We start from the raw sequence: 22972 nt of genomic DNA on the forward strand, positions 1-22972 counted from the left end.
ATAACAGATCAGTCGTTAAGCCCGAGAACATCGAGCATGGAATAAAGGCCGGGTTTCTTGTCATGCGCCCAAAGTGCCGCTTTCACCGCACCTCGCGCAAAGATTGTGCGATCCTGAGCATGGTGAGAGAGGGTGATACGCTCTCCTTCGCCAGCCAGAATGACTTCGTGGTCTCCGATAACGGAGCCGCCGCGTAACGTCGCAAAACCAATCGTGCCTTCCTCGCGCGGGCCCGTATGACCATCGCGTACGCGCACGCTCTTTTCAGCAAGATTGATGGCTCTTCCTTGGGCCGCTGCCTCACCCAACAGAAGAGCAGTGCCTGATGGCGCGTCGACCTTGTGCTTGTGATGCATTTCGAGGATCTCGATGTCGAAATCTTCAGGACCAAGTGCTTGAGCTGCCTTCTTGATCAAACCAGACAGAAGATTGACGCCCAGACTCATATTGCCGGATTTGACGATTGTCGCATGGCGCGCGGCAGCAAGAATTTTTTCTTCGTCTTCAGAGGAAACACCTGTGGTGCCAATGATATGGACGATGCGGGCCTGTGCTGCGAGCGCTGCATAATTCACTGTGGTTGCAGGGGTGGTGAAATCGAGCACACCTTGCGCTTTGACAAAAACCGGCAGCGGATCGTCGGTGATTGCGACGCCGAGATTGCCGACACCTGCAACTTCGCCAGCATCTTTTCCAAGAAATGGGGAACCAGGGCGCGCAATGGCACCGGACAACCGCGCACCGTCGATAGCATGGATGGCGCGGATGAGAGCCTGTCCCATACGACCATTTGCCCCCACGACCACAAGGCCCATTTCAGCGTTCTCAGCCATTCGACGTTTCCTCCGAGCCAGTCTTTCCGATGAGCATGTCATCCTTGCCGCTCTGAAGCTGATAGAAGCGGGCATAGACGCCATTTGGTATCTTGATCAGGTCGTTGTGGCGGCCTTCCTCGACAACATATCCGGCTTCCATCACGACAATGCGGTCGGCATTGACGACGGTGGAAAGACGATGCGCGATGACGATAGTCGTACGATCCTGCATGATGTGATCAAGCGCCTGCTGCACACGCTTCTCGGACTCATTATCAAGTGCGGAAGTCGCTTCATCGAGCAGCAGTACGGGTGCTTTACGCACGATCGCGCGAGCAATGGATACACGCTGACGCTGGCCGCCGGAAAGCGTCACGCCATTTTCGCCGACCGGAGTATCATAGCCCTGCGGTTGTTGAAGAATGAACTCATGTGCATTGGCAAGCTTTGCTGCCTCGACGATTTCATCCAGCGTCGCATTGGGGCGTCCATAGCGGATATTATCGGCGATTGTGCCTTCAAAAAGATAAGGCTGCTGCGATACATAAGCCACGGAATGGCGCAGCGACTCTTTCGTGACTTTTGAGATGTCTTGTCCGTCGAACAGGATTTGTCCATCGGTGACATCGTAAAAGCGTTGCACGAGACTGATGAGGGTCGATTTGCCGGCACCCGACGCCCCCACGATAGCGGTGGTTTCGCCTGCCCTGGCTGTAAAGTTCACACCATGCAGAACTGGTGCGATATCGCTATAGGCGAAGTGCACATTCTGGAAATCAATTTCGCCAGGACCAGCCTTGAGCGCAATGGCATCAGGCGCGTCACCCTGATTGGGTTCGATATCCAACACTTCATAGATCATGCGTGCATTCACAAGCGCACGTTCCAGTCCGACCTGCAAACGTGCCAGACGGCGGGCAGGGTCGTATGCCAGAAGTAGCGCAGTGATGAAGGCAAACATCGCGCCCGGAGGCTGCTGATTGAGGATCGCATTGTAGCCGCTATAGGCCAAAACGCCTGCGATAGCGAAACCGGCCAGAATTTCGGCAATCGGCGTGGTGCGTTCTGATACGCGCGCGATCTTGTTGCTTCTGTTTTCTGCCTGATCGATCAGCGTGCTTATCTTGCCGCGAAGCTGGTCTTCCATGGTGAAGGCCTTCACGATGGAAATGCCCTGCACGGTTTCCTGCATAGCTCCCAGAAGATGGGAGTTGAGGTGCACGAGATCGCGGGTGACAGACCTGATGCGGCGAGAAATATAAGAAACTGCGAGAACGAGCGGTGGCCCGACCAGAAAGACCACAGTCGACATGAACGGGTCTGTATAGAACATCATGCCGATCAGGCCGATAAGCGCGACGAAATCCCGCGCAATCGATGTGATCGTCATGTTCAGGAGGTCGCGAATACCATTGACGTTCTGGTTGATCTGAGCTGCTAGATGACCCGAACGCGTGTCGTTGTAAAAATCTAATCCAAGCCTGAGCAAGTGATCGAAGATGCGCTTCTGATAGCGCGCGACCAGATTGTTACCGATCTTTGCAAGCTCGACCGCCTGAATATAGCTGGAAAGGCCGCGCAGCACGAAAATGCCGAGGATCGCGCCACAGATGACCCAGATGAGACCGATTTTCTGTTCGTAGAAAATCTTGTCGATCATCGGCTTCATAAGATAGGCGAGCGCACCATTTGAAACGCCGACGATAAGAGAGGCGGCAATAGCTATGGCATAGCTTGTTTTATACTGATGCGCATTTTCCGATAGCATGCGGCGAATGGCACGCGTCGCTTCGCTCGGATCGATCTTCTTCTTTTTCTTTTTGAATAGGCTCACGGGCAAAGTGCTTTTTATCTAGCAGCCGTTGGCTGTCGTTGATCTTGCATTTTCGCGTGTCTCTTTGGACTGGAAACGACAAAAGGCTGCAATGAGTGTTTTCATTGCAGCGCTTCTATAGCGTTATCTTTGTCGCTTGACCATGCCTGCGATAGCGAAGCCGCTTAGCTGATACGCCAGCGGCGACCATCGGTGGAAACCTCAAATCGGGACGGTGCACGCGCAAATGCAGAAAGTCCGCTCAGTGCTGCAAGCGGATGCACAACGACGCGAACCGGAATATCCCGCATAAAATGTGTATGAGGGGCTTTGTCTTCAAAGGCTGCTCGGAACGAGCCTGCTTGCAAAGCAGGCAGAATGCGCTGCGGGATGCCGCCAGACAGATAGACGCCGCCATGCGCCTTGTAGATCAGCGCAAGGTCGCCTGCCAGTCTGCCGAGATAGGTCACGAAAAGATCAAGTGTTTCGACTGCCTGTGCATTGCTACCATCAAGACCTGCGGCCGTGATCTCCGGCGGTGTGTCGAGAACTGGCGTTATCTTATCTGCGGTGCAGATTGCGAGATAGAGATTGCGCAGACCGCGTCCGCAAAGAATTTGCTCTGCAGCGATGCGGCCTTCGATTGGTTCGATATGCGGGAAAACCTGATAATCGCGCTCGCTGCGGGGGCCGATATCGATATGTCCACCTTCGCCGGGAACTGGAACCCAGGCCTTGCCAGTGCGCACAAGGCCAGCAACGCCAAGACCGGTTCCTGGACCAAGCACTACGCGTGTGGCGACGAGCTCTTCGTCGTGGCCGCCGATCTGGTGCAGATATTCCTTGCCGATCGAAACGACAGCGAGCGCCTGAGCTTCAAAATCATTGAGAACGGTGACGTCCTCAAAGCCTAAGTTTGCGATCAATTGTTTGGGGCGAACCACCCAGTCGCAATTGGTCAAGTCGATTTCATCACCATCAACAGGGCCTGCAACAGCCAGAATAGTTGAGCGGGGGCGTAAGGACGTGTGATAGAGGACCGTTTTCTCGATTGCATCGTCAATCGTTGCATAATCAGCTGTCTGGACCACGGGGAACTCTTTGGGTTCCGCATGGGCATCAACCAGGAGCGCAAAGCGCGCATTGGTTCCACCGATATCGCCGACGAGGACGGGAAACTTGAAACTCTGGTCAGCGTCAATCATGGTCTGCCTTGCTGCTTCGTCTGTTCTTATTGTTTGCGGGCTTATCTGAATATGCTGGTTAATCCAGCACTCTTACCAGCTTTTCAGCGGTTGCGGGATTAAGCGCCATTGGGATGTCATAAACACTGCCGAGGCGTGTCAGCGCTTTCACGTCGACATCATGTGGAAGTGGCGATAGCGGGTCGATGAAGAATATCAATGCCTGCACCGTTCCTTCGGCAATCATTGCGCCGATCTGCTGATCGCCGCCAAGCGGTCCGCTTTTGACACGATGGATATTGAGCGAAGGGCAGGCCTCTTGGATGAGGCCGCCTGTCGTTCCGGTCGCAACGATATCGTAGTGTGACAAGGCTTTCTCATGCGTACGCGCAAACGCGACCATCTCGTCTTTCTTCAGGTCATGAGCGATCAAAGCAATGCGCAGACGTTCTGTCATGAGATTGATAACCTTGTCATTTGAACTTTAAATCGTTTAAACCCTATAGCGAAGCCATGATTAAGTGAAAAGCATGTTTTCTATTTTTTGAGAACTGCTTTAATTCGCACCATAAATCACGTCCGCAATCGAATCCGGCGACGGACCATTGAGCACTGCGGCACAGGCTTTTGGCAAGTCTGAAACCATAACCGGCTTTGGCTTCTTCGGAGGTTCTTTGGATGGCTTTGCAGGCTTCCAAGGCTCGTCGGTAAACCACCACGCCAGCGATTTGTCGCAACCATCACCTGCCGCCACCTTGGGCTGTGGCTTGCAGTCGGGCGATCCGGGCTGACAATGCAATCTCACATGAAAATGATAGAAATGCCCCCAATAGGGACGGACTTTGCCAAGCCAGCTACGGTCGCCTGTCACTGTATCGCAAAGCTGCTTCTTGATGCCGGGGTGGACGAAGATGCGCTCGACTTCCGGATAGCTGGCTGCGTGCCTGATGAGTGCCGTGCGGGCAGGGGTCCATTTCTGCGGATCGACGTATAGCGAATCCTTTTTCAGCATGGACACAGCGGACACACTTTCACGTTCTGCATCGGTGAAGCGTTTCTTTGGCATTGGCGTCAACCAGATATCCGCATCAAGTCCGACCTGATGCGAAGCATGGCCTGTCAGCATTGGGCCGCCACGCGGCTGAGAAATGTCGCCGACCAGAAGACCGGGCCAGCCGTCTTTTGCTGCATCGCGGGATAGTTTTTCCAGCAGGCCAATTGTGCGCGGGTGTCCCCAGTTGCGATTGCGAGAAAGCCGCATGACCTGCCAGTTGGGGCCATCGATAGGGAGGGCAACACCACCGGAAAGACAGCCCTTGGCATAAAAGCCGATGGATTGCGGTGATTGCGCCAGAACCGGCAGCTGTTTGCTGCCGAATGCCTGCTTGGCAGGGGCGTCCTGAGCTAAGGCCTGCGTTACAAAGTCCGGGGCGATCATTGCCGCAAGACAGGTTGCCAGAACAAGACGCGGCCAGAATTTCGAGCTGGATCTCTTTGCCATGGGCAATTTCCCATAAAAACTTTTGCTCGAATCATTCGAGCGGATGGGCCGGATTATGCTTTGCGTTCGTCAAAACGGCAATCAACTACTCATTTTACGCATGTCTTCACGCCAAAACCGACGCCCATTTTGGGGAGACATGCGTTAGCGCCAATTATTGTCTCGCCACATGGCGGAAAAAGCGGCTTTATAATCGGGATGGATGAAATCATAGCCGAGATCTTTGATGCGCTGGTTGGAAATGCGCTTGTTTTCACCATAGAAAGAGCGCGCCATCGGCGTCATGTCCGCTTCCTCAAATGGAACTTCTGGCGGAGGTGCAACGCCCATCAACTCGGCTGCGTAGACCACCACATCCTGTGGCGGTGCAGGCTCATTATCGGTGATGTTGAAAGCGCCACCTGTATTGGTGCCTGCCAGAAAACGTAGCGTTCCGGCAATGTCATCGACATGGATACGGTTGAAGACCTGATCCTCCTTGATGATCCGTCGTGCCGTACCGCGCTCCAGATTAACAAAGGCATTGCGTCCCGGACCGTAAATGCCGGACAGACGCAAAAGTGCGACCGGTGTCCCGTGCCGTTCGCTTAAAGCATCCCATGCATCTTCTGCTTCAACGCGCTCAAGCGACCGGCGCGAAGTGGGTCCGCGTGGGGCGGTTTCATCGATCCAGTTGCCATCGTGATTGCCATACACACCGACGGTAGAAAGATAGCCGATCCAGCGGATCGTGTTGTCAGGACGACGAAGCGCTTCTTCGACGATTGCTAAAGAAGGATCGCCGCTTTCGCGAGGCGAGATCGAGATAACAACGTGTGTTGCTTTCGCAAGTCGGTCGATCAGTTCTGGGGAGGCGCCTTCACCATCAAAAATAATGGGCGCGATGCCTGCTTTTTCCAGCGTTGGGAAGTTTTGCTCGTTACGGGTGGTGCCATCGATGCGTTCTGCCTCTCCGGTCATCAGGCGGGAAAAAGCCTGAGCAGAATAACCGGCTCCAAACAGAAAAATGCGCATGTCAGCTGTCCTCCAATATCCATTCTTCGCGCACCGTATCATCCTCTTCGCTTGAGGCCAGACGTTTCTGCAAAATTGTGAAACGTTCTGTGGTGGCGAGCTGCCTGAATGCCCAGACTGCTGCACCACGTACAACGGGGGAGGTGTCTCCAAGCAGATTTTCGACCTGAGCCAGTAGCGACGGATCTTGTGAATTGCCCGCTGCGATCAGCACATTGCGTAAGAAGCGGTCGCGTCCAATCCGTTTGACTGGAGAGCCAGAAAACAGCGTGCGAAAAGCCGGGTCGTCAAGAACCAGAAAATCGGCAAGACGAGGGGCTTTGAGATCGTCACGGGCTTTCAGCTTCATTTCGCTGGTTGCTTGAGCGAATTTATTCCAGGGACATACCGACAGGCAGTCGTCACAACCATAGATGCGATTGCCCATCGATTTGCGGAACTCGGGTGGGATCGGGCCCTTATTCTCAATGGTGAGATAGGAAATGCAGCGTCGCGCATCGATCCGATAGGGCGAGGGAAACGCATTCGTCGGACAGGCATCAAGACAGGCACGGCAGGAACCGCAATGATCGCGGTCAGGCTTATCGGGTGGAATTTCTGCGGTCGTAAAAATTGAGCCGAGAAAAAGCCACGAGCCGTGTTCGCGGCTCACTAGATTGGTGTGTTTGCCTTGCCAGCCAATACCGGCAGCTTCCGCCAATGGCTTTTCCATAACGGGTGCGGTGTCGACGAAGACCTTGACATCCTGACTAGCGCGGGCCGCAAAACGGCTCGCCACATGCTTGAGTTTACCCTTGATGATGTCGTGGTAATCGCGGTTCTGCGCATAGACCGAAATTGCCGCCCGGTCTTTATGTTCAAGAATGCTGAGCGGATTGCTGTCCGGACCATAATTCATGGCAAGGATCATGATCGAGCGGACTTCCGGCCACAATACACTTGGATTGGCACGGCGGTCTTCTGTTTCCTCCATCCAGAGCATGTCCGCGTGATGGCCATCGGCGATATATTGCCGAAGTCGCTGCGGTGCTTGTGGGATAGTGTCGGGTGTAGTGAAAGCGACCGCGTCGAAACCTACAGCTTTCGCTTCCTCAATGAGAAAGCGCTTGAGCTTGAGATCCTTTTCCGAAACCTGTCCAGAAACCTGTTTTGTCTCAGAAGTCGAGGTCGCCATAATGGGCCACTGGTGCTAGTCCGCGCACACGATCGGAGAGCAGAGGACGGAAGGCTGGGCGCGATTTCATACGTGCATACCAGTCGCGTGCGGCCTTGGTTTCGCTCCACTCGATTTCGCCGAGATAGTCGAGCACGGAGATTGATGCTGCTGCTGCCATGTCAGCATAACTCGGATGACCACCAGCAAGCCAGTCCCGTGTTGCAGCAAGCCAATCGATATATTTCATGTGCTGACGGATATTGGTACGGGCTGCGCGAATAGCCGTTGAGTCAGGTGCACTACCGCCCATTTCGTCGGCCATTTGAAGCTTGAACACACGTTCGCGTGCAATATGTCGCGTGACTTCGTTTTCAAATTTCAGCAGGAACCAGTCGACAAGACGGCGCACTTCTGCGCGCTCCATCGGACTTTCAGGCAGCAGGCGGCGACTGCGCTTCAATGCGCCACGCGTCTCGTCGAGATATTCTGCAATGACTGTCGCACCGACAACCGGCAGGTCGCGTTCTGCGAGCAGAACGGGCAATGTTGCGGCCGGGTTGAGCGCTAGAAACTCTTTACGCCGCGACCATGGTCGCTCCTCAATCAGTTCGGCTTCCACATCATATTCGCCGAGGATAAGCCGCACATAGCGCGAGCCTGAAGACATGGGATGATGAAAAAGCGTAAGCATAATCGACGCGGTACTCTCGACTGACAAGCTTTAATTGATACCCGTAGAGGCCCAGCGGCTGGCATTTGCGCTGACAGCAGGTTATTTCTGCAGTCAGGCGATTCGAACCACCTCAACGGAATGTTTAGTCTATAAGGGCTATGCCTGCGGGAGACAAGCAATCGCTTAAGTGCCTATTCTTGCATTTTCATGCTTAACAGCTCGTCAAGACACGCCATTTTCATCCTGATCACCTCCCTAAGGTACTGACTTCATGGAAATTTATAATCTTCTGGAAGCCGCTTTTCTTGGTCTCATCGAAGGTTTGACGGAATTCATCCCCGTTTCCTCCACAGGCCATTTATTGCTGGTCGGTCATTTTCTGGGCTTTGAATCGACGGGCAAGACCTTTGAGGTGCTCATTCAGCTCGGCGCGATCCTTGCGATCCTGACGGTCTATTCGGCAAAGCTCATCAAAATTCTCACCGATTTTCCGCGCGATGCGCGGACACGTCGGTTCGTTCTCGGCATTCTCGTGGCGTTTCTGCCCGCAGCGGTCATCGGCGCGATGGCCCATGGCTTTATCAAGAGCGTGCTTTTTGAAACGCCAATGCTGGTCTGCGCTATGCTGATCCTCGGTGGTTTTATTCTTCTATGGGTCGATCAGCTGGAGCTGAAGCCGCGTTATCGCGATGTAATGGATTATCCGTTGCCGATCTGTCTGGCCATTGGCTTTATCCAGTGTCTTGCCATGATCCCGGGCGTATCGCGCTCTGGTTCAACGATTGTTGGCGCCCTTTTACTTGGTGCGGACAAGCGTTCGGCAGCAGAGTTTTCGTTCTTCCTTGCCATGCCAACTATGGCCGGCGCTTTTGCCTATGACCTCTATAAGAGCCACAGCATGTTGTCGATGAATGACGGAGCGCTGATTATCGTTGGCTTTGTGATGGCATTTATTTCAGGCGTGTTCGTCGTGCGCCATCTGCTCGACTATGTTTCCCGCCATGGCTTCAAGCTGTTCGCTTGGTGGCGTTTGATTGTTGGCTCGCTCGGAATGGCTGCTCTGCTAATCTGGGGGTAAGTCGAATTTAAAGCGTTTCCAGCAAAAATGGGAACCGGTTTTGCGTTCGGAAATGCGTAAAAACAAATAGATACAGCGGTTCCAACGATTCAATATTAATCGGAACCGCTGTAAAGCGTAAAAGAAAAGGGGCCTTTCGGCCCCTTGTTTTTGGTCTCACACTATACTCAGGCCAGTCCGGTCTTTGTGTACTGACCCGCAACACGATAACGCCAGAGATAGGCTGGAAGGATTGCATCCACGGCTTCAGGCGTAATGCCCATGCCCTGAAGCGTGCGGCCTTCCTTAGCAGCCTGTTCCGACACGACATTATCGTATTTGAGTAGCGTCACCTGATCGTTGGTGAGCAATGGGTTCGGCAAAAGGCTAAGAACCGATGCCTGCAGACGAGCAACCCACCATGGCATGGAAATGATGATGCGCTTGCGGGCAATGACGCCGAGCATATCTTTCATCCAATGCTTGAATGGCTGTGCGTCCGGGCCGCCCAGTTCATAAACGCTGCCTGACTTTAGCTTGCCATCAACTGCGTGGGCAACGGCCTCTGCGACGTCACCGACATAGACCGGCTGGAGCTTTGTTTCGCCACCACCGATGACCGGCAGGAATGGCGAGAAACGTGCCAGATTGGCAAAGCGGTTGAAGAAGCGATCTTCATGGCCAAAAATGATCGATGGACGCAGGATAACGGTGTCCGGCAGAACCGAAAGTACCGCCTTTTCGCCTTCTGCCTTGGTGCGGGCATAGTCAGACTTCGAATTGGCATCGGCTGCGAGCGACGAGAGATGCGTCATCGGAACGCCAGCAGCTTTTGCGGCCTCCGCAATGTTCTTGGCGCCCAGCACCTGAACGCTGTTGAAACGTTGCTTGCCGCTTTCCGAAAGAATGCCGACAAGATTGATGACGTGATCAGCACCCATGATGGCGCGCTCGACCGACCAGCGATGGCGGACATTGGCCTGTACCATCTGGATCTGGCCGACATTGCCAAGGGGGGCCATATAATAAGCAACTTCCGGCTTGCGCACGGCAACGCGCACGCGATAGCCGCGCTTGGTGAGGCTTGCTACAACCGCGCGCCCGACAAAGCCAGAGCCGCCGAAAACGGTGACCAGTTTTGGCCTGTTGTGGACTTCGTTCGGTTCGGTCTTCATCCTAAACTCCTGCATGAAAGCCTGATTATACCGCCAGACGATATGATTGCGGCATGCTTTTATCGCGGTGATTTATCGCCTTTTGGCAACAACGCAAAGGGGACTTGTTGTCACGATGTCGAAACTGATCGCTTTTCCAGCATTAAACGCGCAATACCGCTTTGAGATTTCGCGGCTTACTGGTAAATCGCGCGCATGAGCACACCACTTGACCATATTCGCAATTTTTCGATCGTCGCCCATATCGACCACGGCAAATCGACGCTGGCCGACCGCCTCATTCAATTGACGGGCGGGCTGGACACGCGTGAGATGAAGGACCAGGTCCTCGACTCGATGGATATCGAGCGTGAGCGCGGCATTACTATCAAAGCCCAGACCGTTCGTCTTAACTACAAGGCGAAGAACGGCGAGGACTATGTGCTGAACCTCATCGACACCCCCGGACATGTCGACTTCGCCTACGAAGTCTCGCGTTCGCTGGCTGCGTGCGAAGGTTCGCTCCTGGTGGTGGATGCCTCACAGGGTGTTGAAGCGCAGACGCTGGCCAATGTTTATCAGGCCATCGACAACAATCACGATATCGTGGTGGTTCTGAACAAGGTTGATCTTCCGGCAGCCGAACCAGAGCGGGTTCAAAGCCAGATTGAAGAAGTAATCGGCATTGACGCCAGTAAAGCCGTGATGATCTCTGCCAAAACTGGCCTTGGCATTCCTGACGTGCTTGAAGCTATCGTCGAGCAGCTGCCTCCTCCGAAAGAAGGCGACCGCAATGCGCCGCTGAAAGCGATGCTGGTCGATAGCTGGTATGACAGTTACTTGGGCGTTATCGTTCTGGTGCGCGTCATCGATGGTGTGCTCAAAAAAGGCCAGACCATCCGCATGATGGGAACCGGTGCGAAATATCCGGTTGAACGTACCGGTGTGTTCACACCGAAAATGGTGCAGGTCGAAGATCTTGGTCCGGGCGAACTGGGATTTATTACTGCTTCCATTAAAGAAGTCGCTGATACCCGCGTCGGTGATACCATCACTGAAGATCGCCGTCCGACCGAAAAGCCCCTGACGGGCTTTAAACCTGCGCAGCCGGTCGTGTTCTGTGGACTGTTCCCGGTTGATGCGGCAGACTTTGAAGACTTGCGCGCTGCCATGGGCAAGCTGCGTCTCAACGATGCGTCGTTCTCCTTTGAAATGGAAACCTCTGCGGCACTCGGTTTCGGCTTCCGCTGTGGCTTCCTTGGGCTTCTGCATCTTGAAATCATTCAGGAACGCCTTGAGCGCGAGTTCGATCTCGACCTGATCACGACAGCTCCTTCGGTTGTGTATCGCCTGAACATGCAGGACGGCTCGCAGAAAGAGCTGCATAACCCGGCCGATATGCCGGATGTGGTGAAGATCGAAGCGATTGAAGAGCCGTGGATCCGCGCCACCATCATGACGCCAGATGATTATCTTGGCACGATCATGAAGCTCTGTCAGGAGCGTCGCGGTCTCCAGATCGATTTGACCTATGTCGGCCCGCGCGCCATGATCACCTATGATCTGCCGCTCAATGAAGTTGTGTTCGATTTCTATGATCGTCTGAAGTCGATCTCCAAGGGCTATGCCTCGTTTGACTATAATCTGTCGGATTATCGTGAAGGTGATCTGGTCAAGATGTCGATCCTGGTCAACGAAGAACCGGTGGATGCGTTGTCGATGCTGGTTCACCGTTCGGCTGCAGAGAAGCGCGGTCGTGTGCTTTGCGAAAAGCTCAAGGAGTTGATCCCGCAGCACATGTTCAAGATCCCGATTCAGGCAGCCATTGGCGGGCGCATCGTTGCGCGTGAGACGATCTCGGCTCTGCGTAAGGACGTGACGGCCAAGTGCTACGGCGGCGATATTTCGCGTAAGCGCAAACTTCTGGACAAGCAGAAGGAAGGCAAGAAGCGCATGCGCCAGTTCGGCAAGGTGGAAATCCCACAAGAGGCCTTCATTCAGGCTCTTAAGATGGGCGATGATTGATCCTTTGGTCTTTCGATTAGCTATGGACGATCAAACGTTTTGCCTATGCACCGGATGAAAGTGTCGTCTTTCGATGCTGTTCCAATCCGAGGCTGTTGAAAGATTGTTGTATGAAATAGGGGCGCGTTAGCGTCCCTTTTCTTTTGGGATATTTATTTTGATAGCGCTACCGCTTTCCCGCATCCTGAGGAGCCGTTGAAAACGGCGTCTCGAAGGACGGGGGGAAAGTCGCCAAAAGCCGAATATTTTTGAGTGAGCTTCTACGGTGTATCCCTGCCATCCCTTGTCCTTCGAGGCTACGCTTCGTAATTGAGGGCGATAAGCACTTCTTTCTTGGCGCGCGACCATCCTTTGATCTGGCGTTCGCGTGCAATTGCATCAAGGATCCGGTCATAAGTCTCTGTGAAAACTAACTCCACCGGCCGTCGCTTCTTGGTATAGCCTTCATAGATGCCTTGGTTATGCTCCCAAATCCGAGCCTCAATATCCTGCTTGGTTAGGCCCGTATAATACGAACCATCCGCACATTTGAGAATGTAAATCGTTGCTTCCATGACTTGCCCCCGCGTATCTTTGGAAGCTAGATATTGCTCGATGTGCGCCACCCTAACAAGTCGGGCAATTGCTTGAAGGCCTGCCGTGGTTCAAAAGGTTAAGTTCATGTCGATACGTCCCCGCATCTCCATCACCTACTGCACGCAATGCAACTGGATGCTGCGGGCGGCGTGGCTGGCGCAGGAGCTTTTGCAGACTTTCGGGCAGGATCTGGCGGAAGTGGCACTGCGGCCCGGAACAGGTGGCGTGTTTGAAATTCGCGTTCATATGACCGATGGCAATGAAGAGCTTATCTGGGAACGCAAGCGTGACGGTGGTTTTCCAGAAGCCAAGGTTCTGAAGCAACGCCTGCGGGATATCGTCTGGCCAGATCGCGATCTTGGGCATTCAGATAGCAAGCCGAAACCAGAATAGAAAAAGCCCGCGGTTTGCGGGCTTCTTTGTTTGGATGGGCTGTTAGTCTTCGTCCACCACGCGCAGCCGCATTGGGGTGGGGGCGGTTTCTGGCTGGCGGGTGGGGCGCTGGGCCTCCTCAGTCGGCGCTGGTCCAAATTCAAGCGCTTCGATTTTTGCACCGCGCTTTGTCACTTTGTTCGAGGACACCAGAATATCGTCGATATCCTTATTGGCCTGCAGGAAGTGGGTTTGCAGCTTGCGCACACGCTCGTCAAGACGACCCACATCTTCCATCAGCCGCACCACTTCACCCTGAATGACATGGGCTTGCTCGCGCATGCGGGCGTCCTTAAGGATCGATTGGATAACCTGAATAGACAGCATGAGCAGCGACGGTGAAACAATGACGATCCGCGCCCGGTGTGCACGATGGATCAGCGCTTCAAAATGCTCGTGAATGTCCGCGAAAATCGATTCCGATGGCACGAACAGGAACGCGGTATCCTGCGTTTCGCCGGTAATGAGATATTTGTCGGACACATCCTTGATATGCACTTCCATGTCGCGGCGGAACTGTGCAACGGCGGCCTTGCGTGCCTCCGGGTTTTCCGTTTCGCGCATGGAATTCCATGCTTCAAGCGGGAATTTTGCGTCGATCACCAGCGATGGTGAATTGTTTGGCATGCGTACCAGACAGTCAGGGCGCGTGCCATTGGTCAGTGTTGCCTGAAATTCGTAGGCACCCTGCGGCAGACCATCGGCAATGATCGCTTCCATGCGCGACTGGCCGAATGCGCCGCGTGTCTGTTTGTTGGCGAGGATCGCCTGCAACTGTACCACTTGCCCTGCGAGCGACTGGATATTGTTTTGCGCGGTGTCGATGACGGCCAGGCGCTCCTGCAATTTGGCAAGATTCTCATGGGTTGAGCGTGTCTGTTCGGTCATGGTCTGGCCGATGCGGTGCGTCATGCCGTCAAGACGCTCGCGGATGGATTGATTAAGTTCTGCCTGCCGCGAACCAAACACTTCGGCCATGGTCTGCATGCGGCCTTGCATCTCGGACTGTGCTTTCAGAATCTCGGCCATGCGATATTCCGCATCGCGGGCACGATCTTCTGCCTGCGCTTCGGCCACCGCCCGAAGACGGGCTGAGCGCGCTGCCGCAATGAGGAAAATAGCAAGGCAAACTATGAGCACAACAATGCCCGCCAGAAGAATATCTCCGAGCGAGAACGAAGAAGCACCGAGCTGCAGGAGCGGCTCATTCAATAGATTCTGATTTTCCATGCGTCCAGCTTAGCTGATTCGTCATGCAAAGGTGAGATCAAAACGGGAACATTTTACAAGTTACAATTGACGATTCTTTTGCGAGCGATTACGTGAAACTCATGTCTATAAAACCGCTTATTATTCTTCCTGATCCCGTTCTTCGTGAACTGTCCAAGCCCGTCGAGCGCTTTGATGATCAATTGCGCAAATTTGCCGGCGACATGTTCGACACGATGTATGACGCGCCGGGCATTGGTCTTGCCGCCATTCAGGTGGGCGAACCTTTGCGCATGCTGGTCATCGACCTTGCCAAGGAAGATGAGGCGAAGGCCCCGCACGTCTTTATAAACCCTGAGATTGTTGCTTCGTCTGACGAGCGCAGCGTTTATGAGGAAGGCTGTCTGTCAATCCCGGATTATTATGCGGAAGTTGAACGGCCTGCGACGATCAAGGTCAATTATTTTGATGCCGACGGCAAGCCGCAATCGATGGATGCCGATGGCCTGATGGCAACCTGCTTGCAGCATGAGATCGACCATCTCAATGGTGTGCTGTTCATTGATCATATCTCCAAGCTGAAACGCGATATGGTCATCAAGAAGTTCAAGAAGCTCGCCAGCCAGCGCGCGTCAAACAGGGCGTTGTGATGCGTATCGTATTTATGGGGACGCCGGATTTCTCGGTGCCGATTCTGACTGCTATTATCGGGCATGGCTATGAAGTGGTGGCGGTCTATACACAGCCGCCGCGCCCGGCAGGTCGTCGCGGACTCGAGCTGACAAAGTCGCCAGTTCATGAAAAGGCTGAGGAATTCGGCATTCCGGTTTTCACGCCCAAAAGCCTTAAGGGTGCGGAAGAGCAGGATGTTTTCGCAAGCCTCGAAGCCGATGTTGCGATTGTTGTGGCTTATGGCCTGTTGTTGCCGCAAGCCATTCTCGATGCACCGCGTCTTGGTTGCTACAATGGCCATGCCTCGCTTCTGCCGCGCTGGCGCGGAGCGGCGCCTATTCAGCGCGCGATCATGTCGGGCGACACCGAGACCGGCATGATGATCATGAAGATGGATGTGGGGCTTGATACAGGCCCTGTTGCCATGGCTGAAAAGATCGCGATCACGCCGGATATGTCGGCGGGTGAATTACATGATCGATTGAGCATGATTGGTGCCGATTTGATGGTGCGTGCTCTGGGAGCGCTTGAACGCGAAAGTCTGACACTTCAGCCGCAGGACGAAGAAGGCGTGACCTATGCCGCCAAGATCGACAAGGCCGAAGCGCGCATCGACTGGTCGAAGCCAGCTGCGCACGTGCACAATACCATTCGCGGTTTGTCGCCGTTTCCGGGTGCGTGGTGCGAAATGGAAATCAATGGCGAGGTTGAGCGTGTAAAATTGCAGCGCTCCACGTTGGGCGAGGGCAATGGTGCGCCGGGCACAGTGCTTGATGATCGGTTGACCATTGCATGTGGAGACGGTGCCGTGCGGCTCGTCACGCTGCAGCGTTCAGGCGGCAAGCCTCTGGCGGCGCAAGAATTTCTGCGCGGTGCGCAAGTCGCGAAGGTTCTCTGAGCGGTGCCTCGTTATAAAATCACTGTCGAATATGACGGCACGCCCTATGTCGGCTGGCAGAGGCAGGAAAACGGCCATGCGGTGCAGAATGCCATTGAGCAGGCGTTCAAGAAGTTCTGCGGTGAAGATCTGACATTGAGCGCGGCTGGACGTACAGATGCGGGCGTCCATGCGAGCGCGCAGATTGTTCACGCCGATCTCACCAAGGATTGGGGCGCTGCGAAAATCCGCGATGCACTCAATGCGTATCTGGTGATGGCTGATGAACGTATCAGCATTCTGAATGTCGAAAAGACGACAGATGCGTTTGATGCCCGGTTTTCAGCACGTGGCCGGCATTATCTATATCGCATTCATAACCGTCGTGCGCCGTTGGCGATTGATTATCATCGTGTTTGGTGGGTGCAGAAGCGCCTTGATCACGAAGCGATGCACGAGGCCGCAAAGCGGCTTTTGGGCGAGCACGACTTTACAACTTTCCGCGCAACGCAATGTCAGGCAAAGAGCCCGGTGAAGACGCTCGACAGGCTCGACATCACACGCGATGGCGACTATGTGGAAATGCGGGTTTCTGCCCGCTCGTTCCTGCACAATCAGGTGAGATCCTTCGCGGGTAGTCTCATGGAAGTAGGCGTGGGGCGTTGGACGGCAGATGATCTGCAGGCTGCTTTGGAAGCCAAAGACCGTAAAGCTTGCGGTCAGGTTGCCCCGCCTTACGGCCTTTATCTCGTCGGTGTCGACTACCCATTTCCATTTTAAAAAGTTTGCGCGCTAATCCCAATGCCGAAAAGCTGCTGCAGGAACACTGTGATGAACAGTGAGCCGAAGAATACGCAAGCGAAAAACGGGGCGACATAGGCGTGTGGACGTTGCAGCACGATGAATGTCAGTCGGTAGCTCAGAATGACAGAGATACCGAACAGCACGATCGCAAACAGCGTCGCAACATCGAGAAAACCCGGAAAAAACAGCTGCAGCAGCGTAATCGGAGCGAAAAGCCACGACAGCAACGCGCTGCCCCAGTTTGTTGCTATGACGTAGGCTGCATAGCGTTTTGAAATGCCTATCCGTCGGGCCAATATTCCAATAATGACAAGCGGTATTACCCACGCGGAAAGGTCGACGAATGCCGCGCGGATGACGATTGCAAGGCGCAGGCCTGCTTCATCGCGACCGGCAGTCAGATCGGCCGCATAGGCAACCCATGTTGCCAAAAGCGGAGGCAGGGCGATGACAATCGCATAGAAAGATGCCCAGAAATCTTCTGCAGAGATATCGAGGTATGCGAGGCCGTCCTTACGGCCAAGCATCATCTTCCAGACGCCCGTGAAATATCTGAAAATATCATCCAGACTGGGCATGAAGTTCCTTATCCAAAGAAATCAGCGATGAAACGTTCGTAAATCTGTGTGAGGCCTTCAAGATCAGCAACCGCGACACGTTCGTCAACCATGTGCATGGTCTGTCCGACAAGGCCAAACTCGACCACTGGACAATAGTCCTTGATGAAGCGTGCGTCTGACGTGCCGCCCGACGTAGAGAGATTGGGGCGCTTGCCGGTGACTGCTTCAACGGATGCTGTCAGCGTACCGATGAGCTTCTCGTCACGGGTCAAAAAGACATGGCTCGGATTTTCGCGCCAGACCAGTTCGTAGTTGATTGGCGTTTCACGACCTGGGCGCAGGCGGTTATTGCGTGATGCCTTTTCAAGACGTGAGATGATCTCCGCCTTCAGGCTATCCGCTGTCCATGTGTCGTTGAAGCGAATATTGAAGGAAGCACTAGCCTTATTGGCAATGACATTGGTGGCCTTATTACCGACATCGACGGTCGTCACTTCAAGATTGCTGGCCTGAAAATCCGCCGTACCTTCATCAAAAGCAGGGTAAAGCAGGCTGTCGATGAGCGTCGTGATGCCACGAACCGGGTTTTCAGCCAGATGTGGATAGGCGGCATGGCCTTGCACACCATGGACCGTAACGATGCCCGAAATCGAGCCTCGGCGTCCGATCTTGATCATATCGCCAAGTGTGTTCGGGTTTGTCGGTTCACCCACAAGCGACGCGTCCCAGCTTTCGCCGCGCTCTTTAGCCCATTTCAGAAGCTTTTCGGTGCCATTGATCGCCGGGCCTTCTTCGTCACCGGTAATCAGGAAGGACACGCTGCCCTTTAAGCTTCCATGCTTTTCGACGTGACGTGCGACGGCTGCGACAAAGCAGGCAATGCCACCCTTCATGTCGACCGCGCCGCGCCCATACATAATGCCGTCTTCAATGGCTGCCGAGAAGGGCGGATGCTTCCAGTCGGCTTCATCGCCGGGAGGCACAACATCGGTGTGGCCAGCAAACATCAAATGAGCGCCATTGCCCGATTTGCGCGCGTAGAGATTTTCAATGTCAGGCGTGCCTTCATCGGTGAAGACCGGGCGCTGGATGGAAAACCCCATCGGTGCAAGCATGCCTTCAAGTGCCGTCAGCGCGCCACCCTCAGCGGGCGTAACCGACGGGCAGCGAATGAGAGCGGCAAGGTTTTCGGCAGGATTGGTAGGCAGGCTCATGGTGTTACAGCTTTACTCTGAGAATCGTATGGGCTTGAGATTAGATCGGGAAGCTCCCAGATGAAACAACAATCCCATAACTGGGTAAACACGAGTGGATCGGCCCTAAAATCGGAATCGATGTTAGGCAAGCACGATGCTTGGGTTCAATAGCTTAGAGCGTCCGTGCGCAGAGCCGAAGAGGGCGCAGGGCGCTCTAAGAGCAGACATTTATCGCGGCTTTTCTCATTTGGTTGCAATTCGGGAATGAAATTTCCTTGACCAAGGGGGCTTTGTCATCGTTAGTTAAAAAAAGGTTGATAGCGAGATCCGGAAAACGGACCGGTCACCGGGGAATTGTCACTAGAGAACTTGTTCTAGGGGACATTTTAATAATGGGAATCTGTCATGCGTTCACTGATTTCTGCGGCAGCAGGTATAATGGCCTTATCCGGGGTGACGCTGGTCCCGGCCAAGGCAGCTCAATGGAGTGAAGCGGGCGGAATAACGAGTATTCCCTACGGTCACCTTGATTATTGTAAGCGGACACCACGCGATTGCGGAGCGCACCGCGCGCTTTCGCCGATGAAATTGACGCCTGAGCGCATGCAGATGCTGCAAAGTGTCAATGCATCCGTGAATGCTGCGATCAAGCCTGTTTCCGATCAGGATAATTACGGCAAGCGCGATTACTGGACCATTCCAAGAAATGGTAAGGGTGATTGCGAAGATTATGTGCTTTTGAAGCGCGCCAAGCTGATGGGGCGCGGCATCAGTCCGTCACAGCTTCTTATTACGATGGTGCAGGGTAGTGAGCCGCACATCGTACTGACTGTCCGGACGGATCATGGTGATTACATTCTCGACAATATGCGCGGGGAAGTGCTGCCGGTCGAAAAGACGTCCTATCGTTACATCAAGATGCAATCGCCAGCCAATTCCGGCCAATGGGTTTCGATTGCGGGTCGTTCTATGGCTGTTGCTAATAATTGATGTCGTGCGCGCGGGATCTTTGGCCGAGATGAGGCGCTTATAACTCAATTGAAAAGGTTCGATAGGGTCGCATTTTGCGACCCTATTTTGTTGTGAGCGTCTTGTTGTGATGGGCTAAGGTTGCTCCGAACGATTGTTTTACGGTTTTCAAATCATGGCGGCGATGAAACGATCAGCCACATAACTGTCGCCAATAGGCCTTATTGTTCGCTATTATTATACAGTGAAAGCAAACAGACTGTTCGAGGATAATGAACAAAAATACCCATATAACAGTTATGTGAATGCTGATATATGAACTAACATACTGTTTTAAATTATTTATTTTCTAATTTTTATCTGATTTTTGAAAAATTGGCTGCACGAATGTGTGATTAAGAAAACATTTTCGTGACTGGAACTTTCTCCCACTGTCACCCATTTGAGATGCATGAGGACGACGCATAGTACGTCGCCCATCTGACTAAATGGAGATAGAAAATGAATAAGTTTGTTCTTGCTGCTGCTGCTCTCGCACTTAGCGCCGGTGCTGCTTTTGCTGAAAACCCACGTGTAGGTGAGCCAGCTGATCTTTATGCAAATGATCGTACCCCAGTTGCTACACAGCGCGTTGATCACACCGCGACTGCAACAATTGGCCAGTCGACCTATATGGATGGTTCGGCAAACCGTTTCGGTGATGCTTCGCCTTCGAGCTTCTCGAACTAAGAGTTCGACTAAAAGCTTTGCTATCCCGGTCTGATCGCAGGCCGGAATAGCAAGACATGAAGGTAGTGAGTGCGGCCTCCCAAGGTTCTCACTACTGGAATTAAAATACGCAACGATTTTAACTGATCTCCCCGGAGGATGGCTTCTTGTCATCCCGGAGTCCCCGAAGGGAAAGGCAAGTTGCCATCCAAAGGGGCGATAGAAGGATTATAAAAATGAAAAAGTTTGCTCTTGCTGCCGTAGCCGTTGCCCTTAGCGCCGGTGCTGCTTTCGCTGAAAACCCACATGTTGGTGAACCAGCTGATCTTTATGCAAACGACCGTACGCCTGTTGCAACACAGGGCGTTGACTATACGGCTCCTGCTTCGATCCAGACCCAGGGTCAGACCTATAGCGACGGTTCTGCACACCGCTTCGGCGATGCATCGCCTTCGAGCTATCAGAACTAATATTTCTGATATTCTATAGAAAAAGGCGAAGCTTTGCGGCTTCGCCTTTTTTGTTTAAAGCATTTCCAGCAAAAATTGCGAAGCAGTTTTGCGTTGGATAATGCGCAAAAACAAGTAGTTACAGCGGCTCCAACGATTCAGTCTTAACCGGAACCGCTGGAACGGTGCTGCATGATCAGTCTCGTAGCAGTTCGTTGATCGAAGTCTTGGAGCGGGTCTTCTCATCGACGCGCTTGACGATCACGGCACAGTAGAGGCTTGGGCCCCAGTTTTCACCCGGAACATTTTTGCCTGGCATGGTGCCAGCGACAACAACAGAGTATGGTGGCACTTCGCCATAGAAGACCTCGCCGGTCGAGCGATCAACAATCTTGGTCGATTTGCCGATGAATACGCCCATGCCAAGTACGGCGCCTTCGCGAACGATACAGCCTTCGACAACTTCCGAACGAGCGCCGATGAAGCAGTTGTCTTCGATGATGGTTGGTCCAGCCTGCATTGGTTCCAGAACGCCGCCGATGCCGACGCCGCCCGAAAGATGCACGTTCTTGCCGATCTGTGCGCAGGAGCCGACGGTCGCCCATGTGTCGACCATCGTGCCTTCATCGACGTAAGCGCCGAGATTGACGAAAGACGGCATCAGGATTGCGTTTGGCGCAATATAGGCTGAATGACGGACGACAGAATTTGGAACAGCGCGGAAACCGGCCTTTTCAAACTCATTTGCCGTCCAGCCGTCGAACTTGGAAGGAACCTTGTCCCACCAGGAAGACTGACCGGGACCGCCTTTGATGACTTCCATCGGGTTGAGACGGAAAGAAAGCAGCACGGCTTTCTTGAGCCACTGATTGACCTGCCAGTTGCCGTCCGCCTGTTTTTCTGCCACACGGGCTTCACCGCGATCGAGCATAAGCAGCGACTGTTCAACAGCATCGCGAACTTCGCCGCGGGTTGCTGTGCTGATGCCATCGCGTTCGTCAAAAGCCTTCTCGATGACCTTTTCAAGGGAGGCGAAATCTGGCTTGGTCATATGGCGGTCTCCATAAAATGGCAGGATAAGCGGCTGCCACCTTTTCGGTCGGCAGTTATCGTAGAAGTGATTAAGCGAAGGCACCATATGGGTCAATCGCGTTATTGTGTGAAATAGCTGGTCGAAATTGCGACAGATTAAGAAATTAGCGCCAGAATAGATGATAGACATCAATACGCATTGTAATTGAAGGAGCAGGCAAGCATGAACCCAATGGAGAAGTCCGGCTGGACGCCTTTCCCGAATTCCGAGGAAGCTGCTAAACAGGCGCGCACAGTGCCGCAAACCCCTCAGACTGAGGCTTCTGCCTATCGTCTTGCCTTTATGGACGACGACTTCATGACACGGCGCGACATGCGTCCGGTGCGGCTTCAGCTTGAACTGCTTAAACCTGAACTGATCCTGGCCGACCGCGGTATCAAATCGACGGTTGTGATGTTCGGTGGCGCGCGTATTCCTGAGCCGGGCGGCGAAGCCTGGGCCGCAAAAAATGAAGTGCAGAAGAAGAATCTTGAAGCCAACTCGCGTTACTATGAGGAAGCGCGTAAGTTTGCCCGCATCTGCTCCGAATATTCAGCGACCACCTATTATCGCGAATTCATCGTTGTTACGGGCGGTGGTCCGGGTGTTATGGAAGCTGGCAATCGTGGGGCGGCTGATGTCGGGGCACCAACGATTGGGCTTAATATCGTTCTGCCACATGAGCAGGCACCGAACGCCTATGTGACGCCGGAGCTCTGCTTCAATTTCCATTATTTTGCGCTGCGCAAGATGCATTTTCTGATGCGTGCAAAAGCCGTCTGCGTATTCCCCGGCGGCTTCGGCACGATGGATGAGCTGTTTGAAGCCATGACCCTGATCCAGACAGACCGTATGGAGCGTATGCCGCTCATCCTGTTCGGTAAAGAATTCTGGAGCAAGGCGATCAATATCGAGTTTCTGGCAGAGCAGGGCACGATCTCTCCGGCAGACATCGAATTGCTGACATTTGTCGACACCGCAGACGAAGCATGGGACGAGATCAAAAACTTCTATAAGCTCTGATTTTTTCTGGTTGAGAATTGCCAAGCGCCCGGT

General features: G+C 53.6%; 24 protein-coding genes. 10 read left to right on the forward strand and 14 right to left on the reverse strand.

Going from position 1 to position 22972, the window contains the following annotated elements; all coding sequences use genetic code 11:
• Positions 1 to 8 precede the first annotated feature (8 nt).
• The 8 genes from dapB to OIV19_RS11005 form a co-directional block, all read right to left on the reverse strand.
• Positions 9 to 833, reverse strand: a complete 825-nt coding sequence (gene dapB / locus OIV19_RS10970; protein ID WP_264231661.1) for a 4-hydroxy-tetrahydrodipicolinate reductase — start codon at positions 831 to 833, stop codon at positions 9 to 11.
• Complete coding sequence (locus OIV19_RS10975) at positions 826 to 2649, reverse strand: ABC transporter ATP-binding protein (RefSeq protein WP_264231662.1); 1824 nt, start codon at positions 2647 to 2649, stop codon at positions 826 to 828. The genes dapB and OIV19_RS10975 overlap by 8 nt, the downstream gene beginning before the upstream one ends.
• A 164-nt stretch (positions 2650 to 2813) precedes the next feature.
• The gene (locus OIV19_RS10980) at positions 2814 to 3833 is read right to left on the reverse strand and encodes a glucokinase (protein ID WP_264231663.1); all 1020 of its coding nucleotides are present in this window, start codon (positions 3831 to 3833) and stop codon (positions 2814 to 2816) included.
• 58 nt (positions 3834 to 3891) lie between these two features.
• Complete coding sequence (locus OIV19_RS10985; protein WP_064320996.1) at positions 3892 to 4269, reverse strand: methylglyoxal synthase; 378 nt, start codon at positions 4267 to 4269, stop codon at positions 3892 to 3894.
• Between the two features lie 99 nt (positions 4270 to 4368).
• On the reverse strand, positions 4369 to 5313 hold the full coding sequence (gene mepA / locus OIV19_RS10990) for a penicillin-insensitive murein endopeptidase (protein ID WP_095447260.1): 945 nt from the start codon (positions 5311 to 5313) through the stop codon (positions 4369 to 4371).
• A 144-nt stretch (positions 5314 to 5457) separates the two neighbouring features.
• A complete protein-coding gene (locus OIV19_RS10995) occupies positions 5458 to 6327 on the reverse strand; it encodes an SDR family oxidoreductase (RefSeq protein ID WP_264231664.1) in 870 nt (289 codons plus the stop codon).
• 1 nt (position 6328) lies between these two features.
• Positions 6329 to 7501 carry a tRNA epoxyqueuosine(34) reductase QueG gene (gene queG / locus OIV19_RS11000; RefSeq protein WP_264231665.1) on the reverse strand — a complete coding sequence of 391 codons (1173 nt, stop codon included), beginning with the start codon at positions 7499 to 7501 and terminating at the stop codon, positions 6329 to 6331.
• Entirely contained in the window at positions 7482 to 8174 is a 693-nt protein-coding gene (locus tag OIV19_RS11005) for a glutathione S-transferase family protein (RefSeq protein ID WP_024899239.1), read from the reverse strand. Before OIV19_RS11005 ends, queG begins: the two co-directional genes overlap by 20 nt.
• Before the next feature lie 253 nt (positions 8175 to 8427).
• Here OIV19_RS11005 and OIV19_RS11010 point away from each other — a divergent pair, with 253 nt between their 5' ends.
• Positions 8428 to 9234, forward strand: a complete 807-nt coding sequence (locus OIV19_RS11010) for an undecaprenyl-diphosphate phosphatase (RefSeq protein ID WP_095447257.1) — start codon at positions 8428 to 8430, stop codon at positions 9232 to 9234.
• Positions 9235 to 9401: 167 nt separating this feature from the next.
• Here the strand turns inward: OIV19_RS11010 and OIV19_RS11015 are convergent, their stop codons facing one another.
• Entirely contained in the window at positions 9402 to 10388 is a 987-nt protein-coding gene (locus OIV19_RS11015) for a complex I NDUFA9 subunit family protein (protein ID WP_264231666.1), read from the reverse strand.
• A gap of 195 nt (positions 10389 to 10583) precedes the next feature.
• On the opposite strand from OIV19_RS11015, the gene lepA reads away from it, so the two are divergent.
• Positions 10584 to 12392, forward strand: coding sequence for a translation elongation factor 4 (lepA, locus tag OIV19_RS11020; RefSeq protein ID WP_191793554.1), 1809 nt, complete (start codon positions 10584 to 10586; stop codon positions 12390 to 12392).
• A 296-nt stretch (positions 12393 to 12688) separates the two neighbouring features.
• On the opposite strand, the gene OIV19_RS11025 is transcribed toward lepA, so the two are convergent.
• On the reverse strand, positions 12689 to 13015 hold the full coding sequence (locus OIV19_RS11025; RefSeq protein ID WP_264231707.1) for a GIY-YIG nuclease family protein: 327 nt from the start codon (positions 13013 to 13015) through the stop codon (positions 12689 to 12691).
• A 37-nt stretch (positions 13016 to 13052) separates the two neighbouring features.
• On the opposite strand from OIV19_RS11025, the gene OIV19_RS11030 reads away from it, so the two are divergent.
• Positions 13053 to 13361 (forward strand): SelT/SelW/SelH family protein, encoded by a 309-nt coding sequence (locus OIV19_RS11030; RefSeq protein WP_264231667.1) that lies wholly within the window; start codon positions 13053 to 13055, stop codon positions 13359 to 13361.
• A 42-nt stretch (positions 13362 to 13403) separates the two neighbouring features.
• Here OIV19_RS11030 and OIV19_RS11035 read toward each other — a convergent pair whose 3' ends face one another.
• On the reverse strand, positions 13404 to 14630 hold the full coding sequence (locus OIV19_RS11035) for a DNA recombination protein RmuC (RefSeq protein ID WP_264231668.1): 1227 nt from the start codon (positions 14628 to 14630) through the stop codon (positions 13404 to 13406).
• A gap of 101 nt (positions 14631 to 14731) precedes the next feature.
• Between OIV19_RS11035 and def the strand changes: the two genes are divergently transcribed.
• From def to truA, 3 genes are read left to right on the forward strand one after another with little or no spacing between them, the layout of a single operon-like run.
• Complete coding sequence (gene def, locus OIV19_RS11040; RefSeq protein ID WP_024899246.1) at positions 14732 to 15259, forward strand: peptide deformylase; 528 nt, start codon at positions 14732 to 14734, stop codon at positions 15257 to 15259.
• On the forward strand, positions 15259 to 16179 hold the full coding sequence (fmt, locus tag OIV19_RS11045; protein ID WP_095447252.1) for a methionyl-tRNA formyltransferase: 921 nt from the start codon (positions 15259 to 15261) through the stop codon (positions 16177 to 16179). The genes def and fmt overlap by 1 nt, the downstream gene beginning before the upstream one ends.
• Before the next feature lie 3 nt (positions 16180 to 16182).
• The gene (gene truA / locus OIV19_RS11050) at positions 16183 to 16938 is read left to right on the forward strand and encodes a tRNA pseudouridine(38-40) synthase TruA (protein ID WP_095447251.1); all 756 of its coding nucleotides are present in this window, start codon (positions 16183 to 16185) and stop codon (positions 16936 to 16938) included.
• Here truA and OIV19_RS11055 read toward each other — a convergent pair.
• Together OIV19_RS11055 and dapE are read right to left on the reverse strand one after the other, a co-directional pair.
• Entirely contained in the window at positions 16935 to 17540 is a 606-nt protein-coding gene (locus tag OIV19_RS11055; RefSeq protein WP_095447250.1) for a hypothetical protein, read from the reverse strand. The genes truA and OIV19_RS11055 overlap by 4 nt on opposite strands.
• A gap of 8 nt (positions 17541 to 17548) precedes the next feature.
• A complete protein-coding gene (gene dapE / locus OIV19_RS11060; RefSeq protein WP_264231669.1) occupies positions 17549 to 18736 on the reverse strand; it encodes a succinyl-diaminopimelate desuccinylase in 1188 nt (395 codons plus the stop codon).
• A 387-nt stretch (positions 18737 to 19123) separates the two neighbouring features.
• Between dapE and OIV19_RS11065 the strand changes: the two genes are divergently transcribed.
• The 3 genes from OIV19_RS11065 (at position 19124) to OIV19_RS11075 (ending at position 20865) form a co-directional block, all read left to right on the forward strand.
• The gene (locus OIV19_RS11065) at positions 19124 to 19708 is read left to right on the forward strand and encodes a transglutaminase-like cysteine peptidase (RefSeq protein WP_264231670.1); all 585 of its coding nucleotides are present in this window, start codon (positions 19124 to 19126) and stop codon (positions 19706 to 19708) included.
• Between the two features lie 480 nt (positions 19709 to 20188).
• A complete protein-coding gene (locus OIV19_RS11070) occupies positions 20189 to 20416 on the forward strand; it encodes a hypothetical protein (protein ID WP_095447248.1) in 228 nt (75 codons plus the stop codon).
• 215 nt (positions 20417 to 20631) lie between these two features.
• Positions 20632 to 20865: a hypothetical protein gene (locus tag OIV19_RS11075; RefSeq protein ID WP_095447247.1), complete on the forward strand. Its 234-nt coding sequence runs from the start codon at positions 20632 to 20634 to the stop codon at positions 20863 to 20865.
• A gap of 175 nt (positions 20866 to 21040) precedes the next feature.
• Here the strand turns inward: OIV19_RS11075 and dapD are convergent, their stop codons facing one another.
• Positions 21041 to 21895: a 2,3,4,5-tetrahydropyridine-2,6-dicarboxylate N-succinyltransferase gene (gene dapD / locus OIV19_RS11080; protein ID WP_151093567.1), complete on the reverse strand. Its 855-nt coding sequence runs from the start codon at positions 21893 to 21895 to the stop codon at positions 21041 to 21043.
• 204 nt (positions 21896 to 22099) lie between these two features.
• Between dapD and OIV19_RS11085 the strand changes: the two genes are divergently transcribed.
• Positions 22100 to 22939 carry an LOG family protein gene (locus OIV19_RS11085; RefSeq protein WP_095447245.1) on the forward strand — a complete coding sequence of 280 codons (840 nt, stop codon included), beginning with the start codon at positions 22100 to 22102 and terminating at the stop codon, positions 22937 to 22939.
• The last annotated feature ends 33 nt before the right edge of the window (positions 22940 to 22972 follow it).

Origin of the sequence: Brucella sp. HL-2, assembly GCF_025846885.2 — a bacterium.
Classification (GTDB): Bacteria; Pseudomonadota; Alphaproteobacteria; order Rhizobiales; family Rhizobiaceae; genus Brucella; species Brucella quorumnocens.

What these genes read in the sequence shown, in the direction of transcription:
- OIV19_RS11070 (WP_095447248.1), top strand. Translation starts at nt 20,189, where the DNA reads ATGAATAAGTTTGTTCTTGCTGCTGCTGCTCTCGCACTTAGCGCCGGT.
- OIV19_RS10980 (WP_264231663.1), bottom strand. Translation starts at nt 3,833, where the DNA reads ATGATTGACGCTGACCAGAGTTTCAAGTTTCCCGTCCTCGTCGGCGAT.
- OIV19_RS11030 (WP_264231667.1), top strand. Translation starts at nt 13,053, where the DNA reads ATGTCGATACGTCCCCGCATCTCCATCACCTACTGCACGCAATGCAAC.
- OIV19_RS11055 (WP_095447250.1), bottom strand. Translation starts at nt 17,540, where the DNA reads ATGCCCAGTCTGGATGATATTTTCAGATATTTCACGGGCGTCTGGAAG.
- dapE (WP_264231669.1), bottom strand. Translation starts at nt 18,736, where the DNA reads ATGAGCCTGCCTACCAATCCTGCCGAAAACCTTGCCGCTCTCATTCGC.
- OIV19_RS10995 (WP_264231664.1), bottom strand. Translation starts at nt 6,327, where the DNA reads ATGCGCATTTTTCTGTTTGGAGCCGGTTATTCTGCTCAGGCTTTTTCC.
- OIV19_RS11085 (WP_095447245.1), top strand. Translation starts at nt 22,100, where the DNA reads ATGAACCCAATGGAGAAGTCCGGCTGGACGCCTTTCCCGAATTCCGAG.
- fmt (WP_095447252.1), top strand. Translation starts at nt 15,259, where the DNA reads ATGCGTATCGTATTTATGGGGACGCCGGATTTCTCGGTGCCGATTCTG.
- def (WP_024899246.1), top strand. Translation starts at nt 14,732, where the DNA reads ATGTCTATAAAACCGCTTATTATTCTTCCTGATCCCGTTCTTCGTGAA.
- OIV19_RS10985 (WP_064320996.1), bottom strand. Translation starts at nt 4,269, where the DNA reads ATGACAGAACGTCTGCGCATTGCTTTGATCGCTCATGACCTGAAGAAA.
- OIV19_RS11075 (WP_095447247.1), top strand. Translation starts at nt 20,632, where the DNA reads ATGAAAAAGTTTGCTCTTGCTGCCGTAGCCGTTGCCCTTAGCGCCGGT.
- OIV19_RS11015 (WP_264231666.1), bottom strand. Translation starts at nt 10,388, where the DNA reads ATGAAGACCGAACCGAACGAAGTCCACAACAGGCCAAAACTGGTCACC.
- queG (WP_264231665.1), bottom strand. Translation starts at nt 7,501, where the DNA reads ATGGCGACCTCGACTTCTGAGACAAAACAGGTTTCTGGACAGGTTTCG.
- OIV19_RS11010 (WP_095447257.1), top strand. Translation starts at nt 8,428, where the DNA reads ATGGAAATTTATAATCTTCTGGAAGCCGCTTTTCTTGGTCTCATCGAA.
- mepA (WP_095447260.1), bottom strand. Translation starts at nt 5,313, where the DNA reads ATGGCAAAGAGATCCAGCTCGAAATTCTGGCCGCGTCTTGTTCTGGCA.
- OIV19_RS11005 (WP_024899239.1), bottom strand. Translation starts at nt 8,174, where the DNA reads ATGCTTACGCTTTTTCATCATCCCATGTCTTCAGGCTCGCGCTATGTG.
- dapB (WP_264231661.1), bottom strand. Translation starts at nt 833, where the DNA reads ATGGCTGAGAACGCTGAAATGGGCCTTGTGGTCGTGGGGGCAAATGGT.
- lepA (WP_191793554.1), top strand. Translation starts at nt 10,584, where the DNA reads ATGAGCACACCACTTGACCATATTCGCAATTTTTCGATCGTCGCCCAT.
- dapD (WP_151093567.1), bottom strand. Translation starts at nt 21,895, where the DNA reads ATGACCAAGCCAGATTTCGCCTCCCTTGAAAAGGTCATCGAGAAGGCT.
- OIV19_RS11065 (WP_264231670.1), top strand. Translation starts at nt 19,124, where the DNA reads ATGCGTTCACTGATTTCTGCGGCAGCAGGTATAATGGCCTTATCCGGG.
- OIV19_RS11035 (WP_264231668.1), bottom strand. Translation starts at nt 14,630, where the DNA reads ATGGAAAATCAGAATCTATTGAATGAGCCGCTCCTGCAGCTCGGTGCT.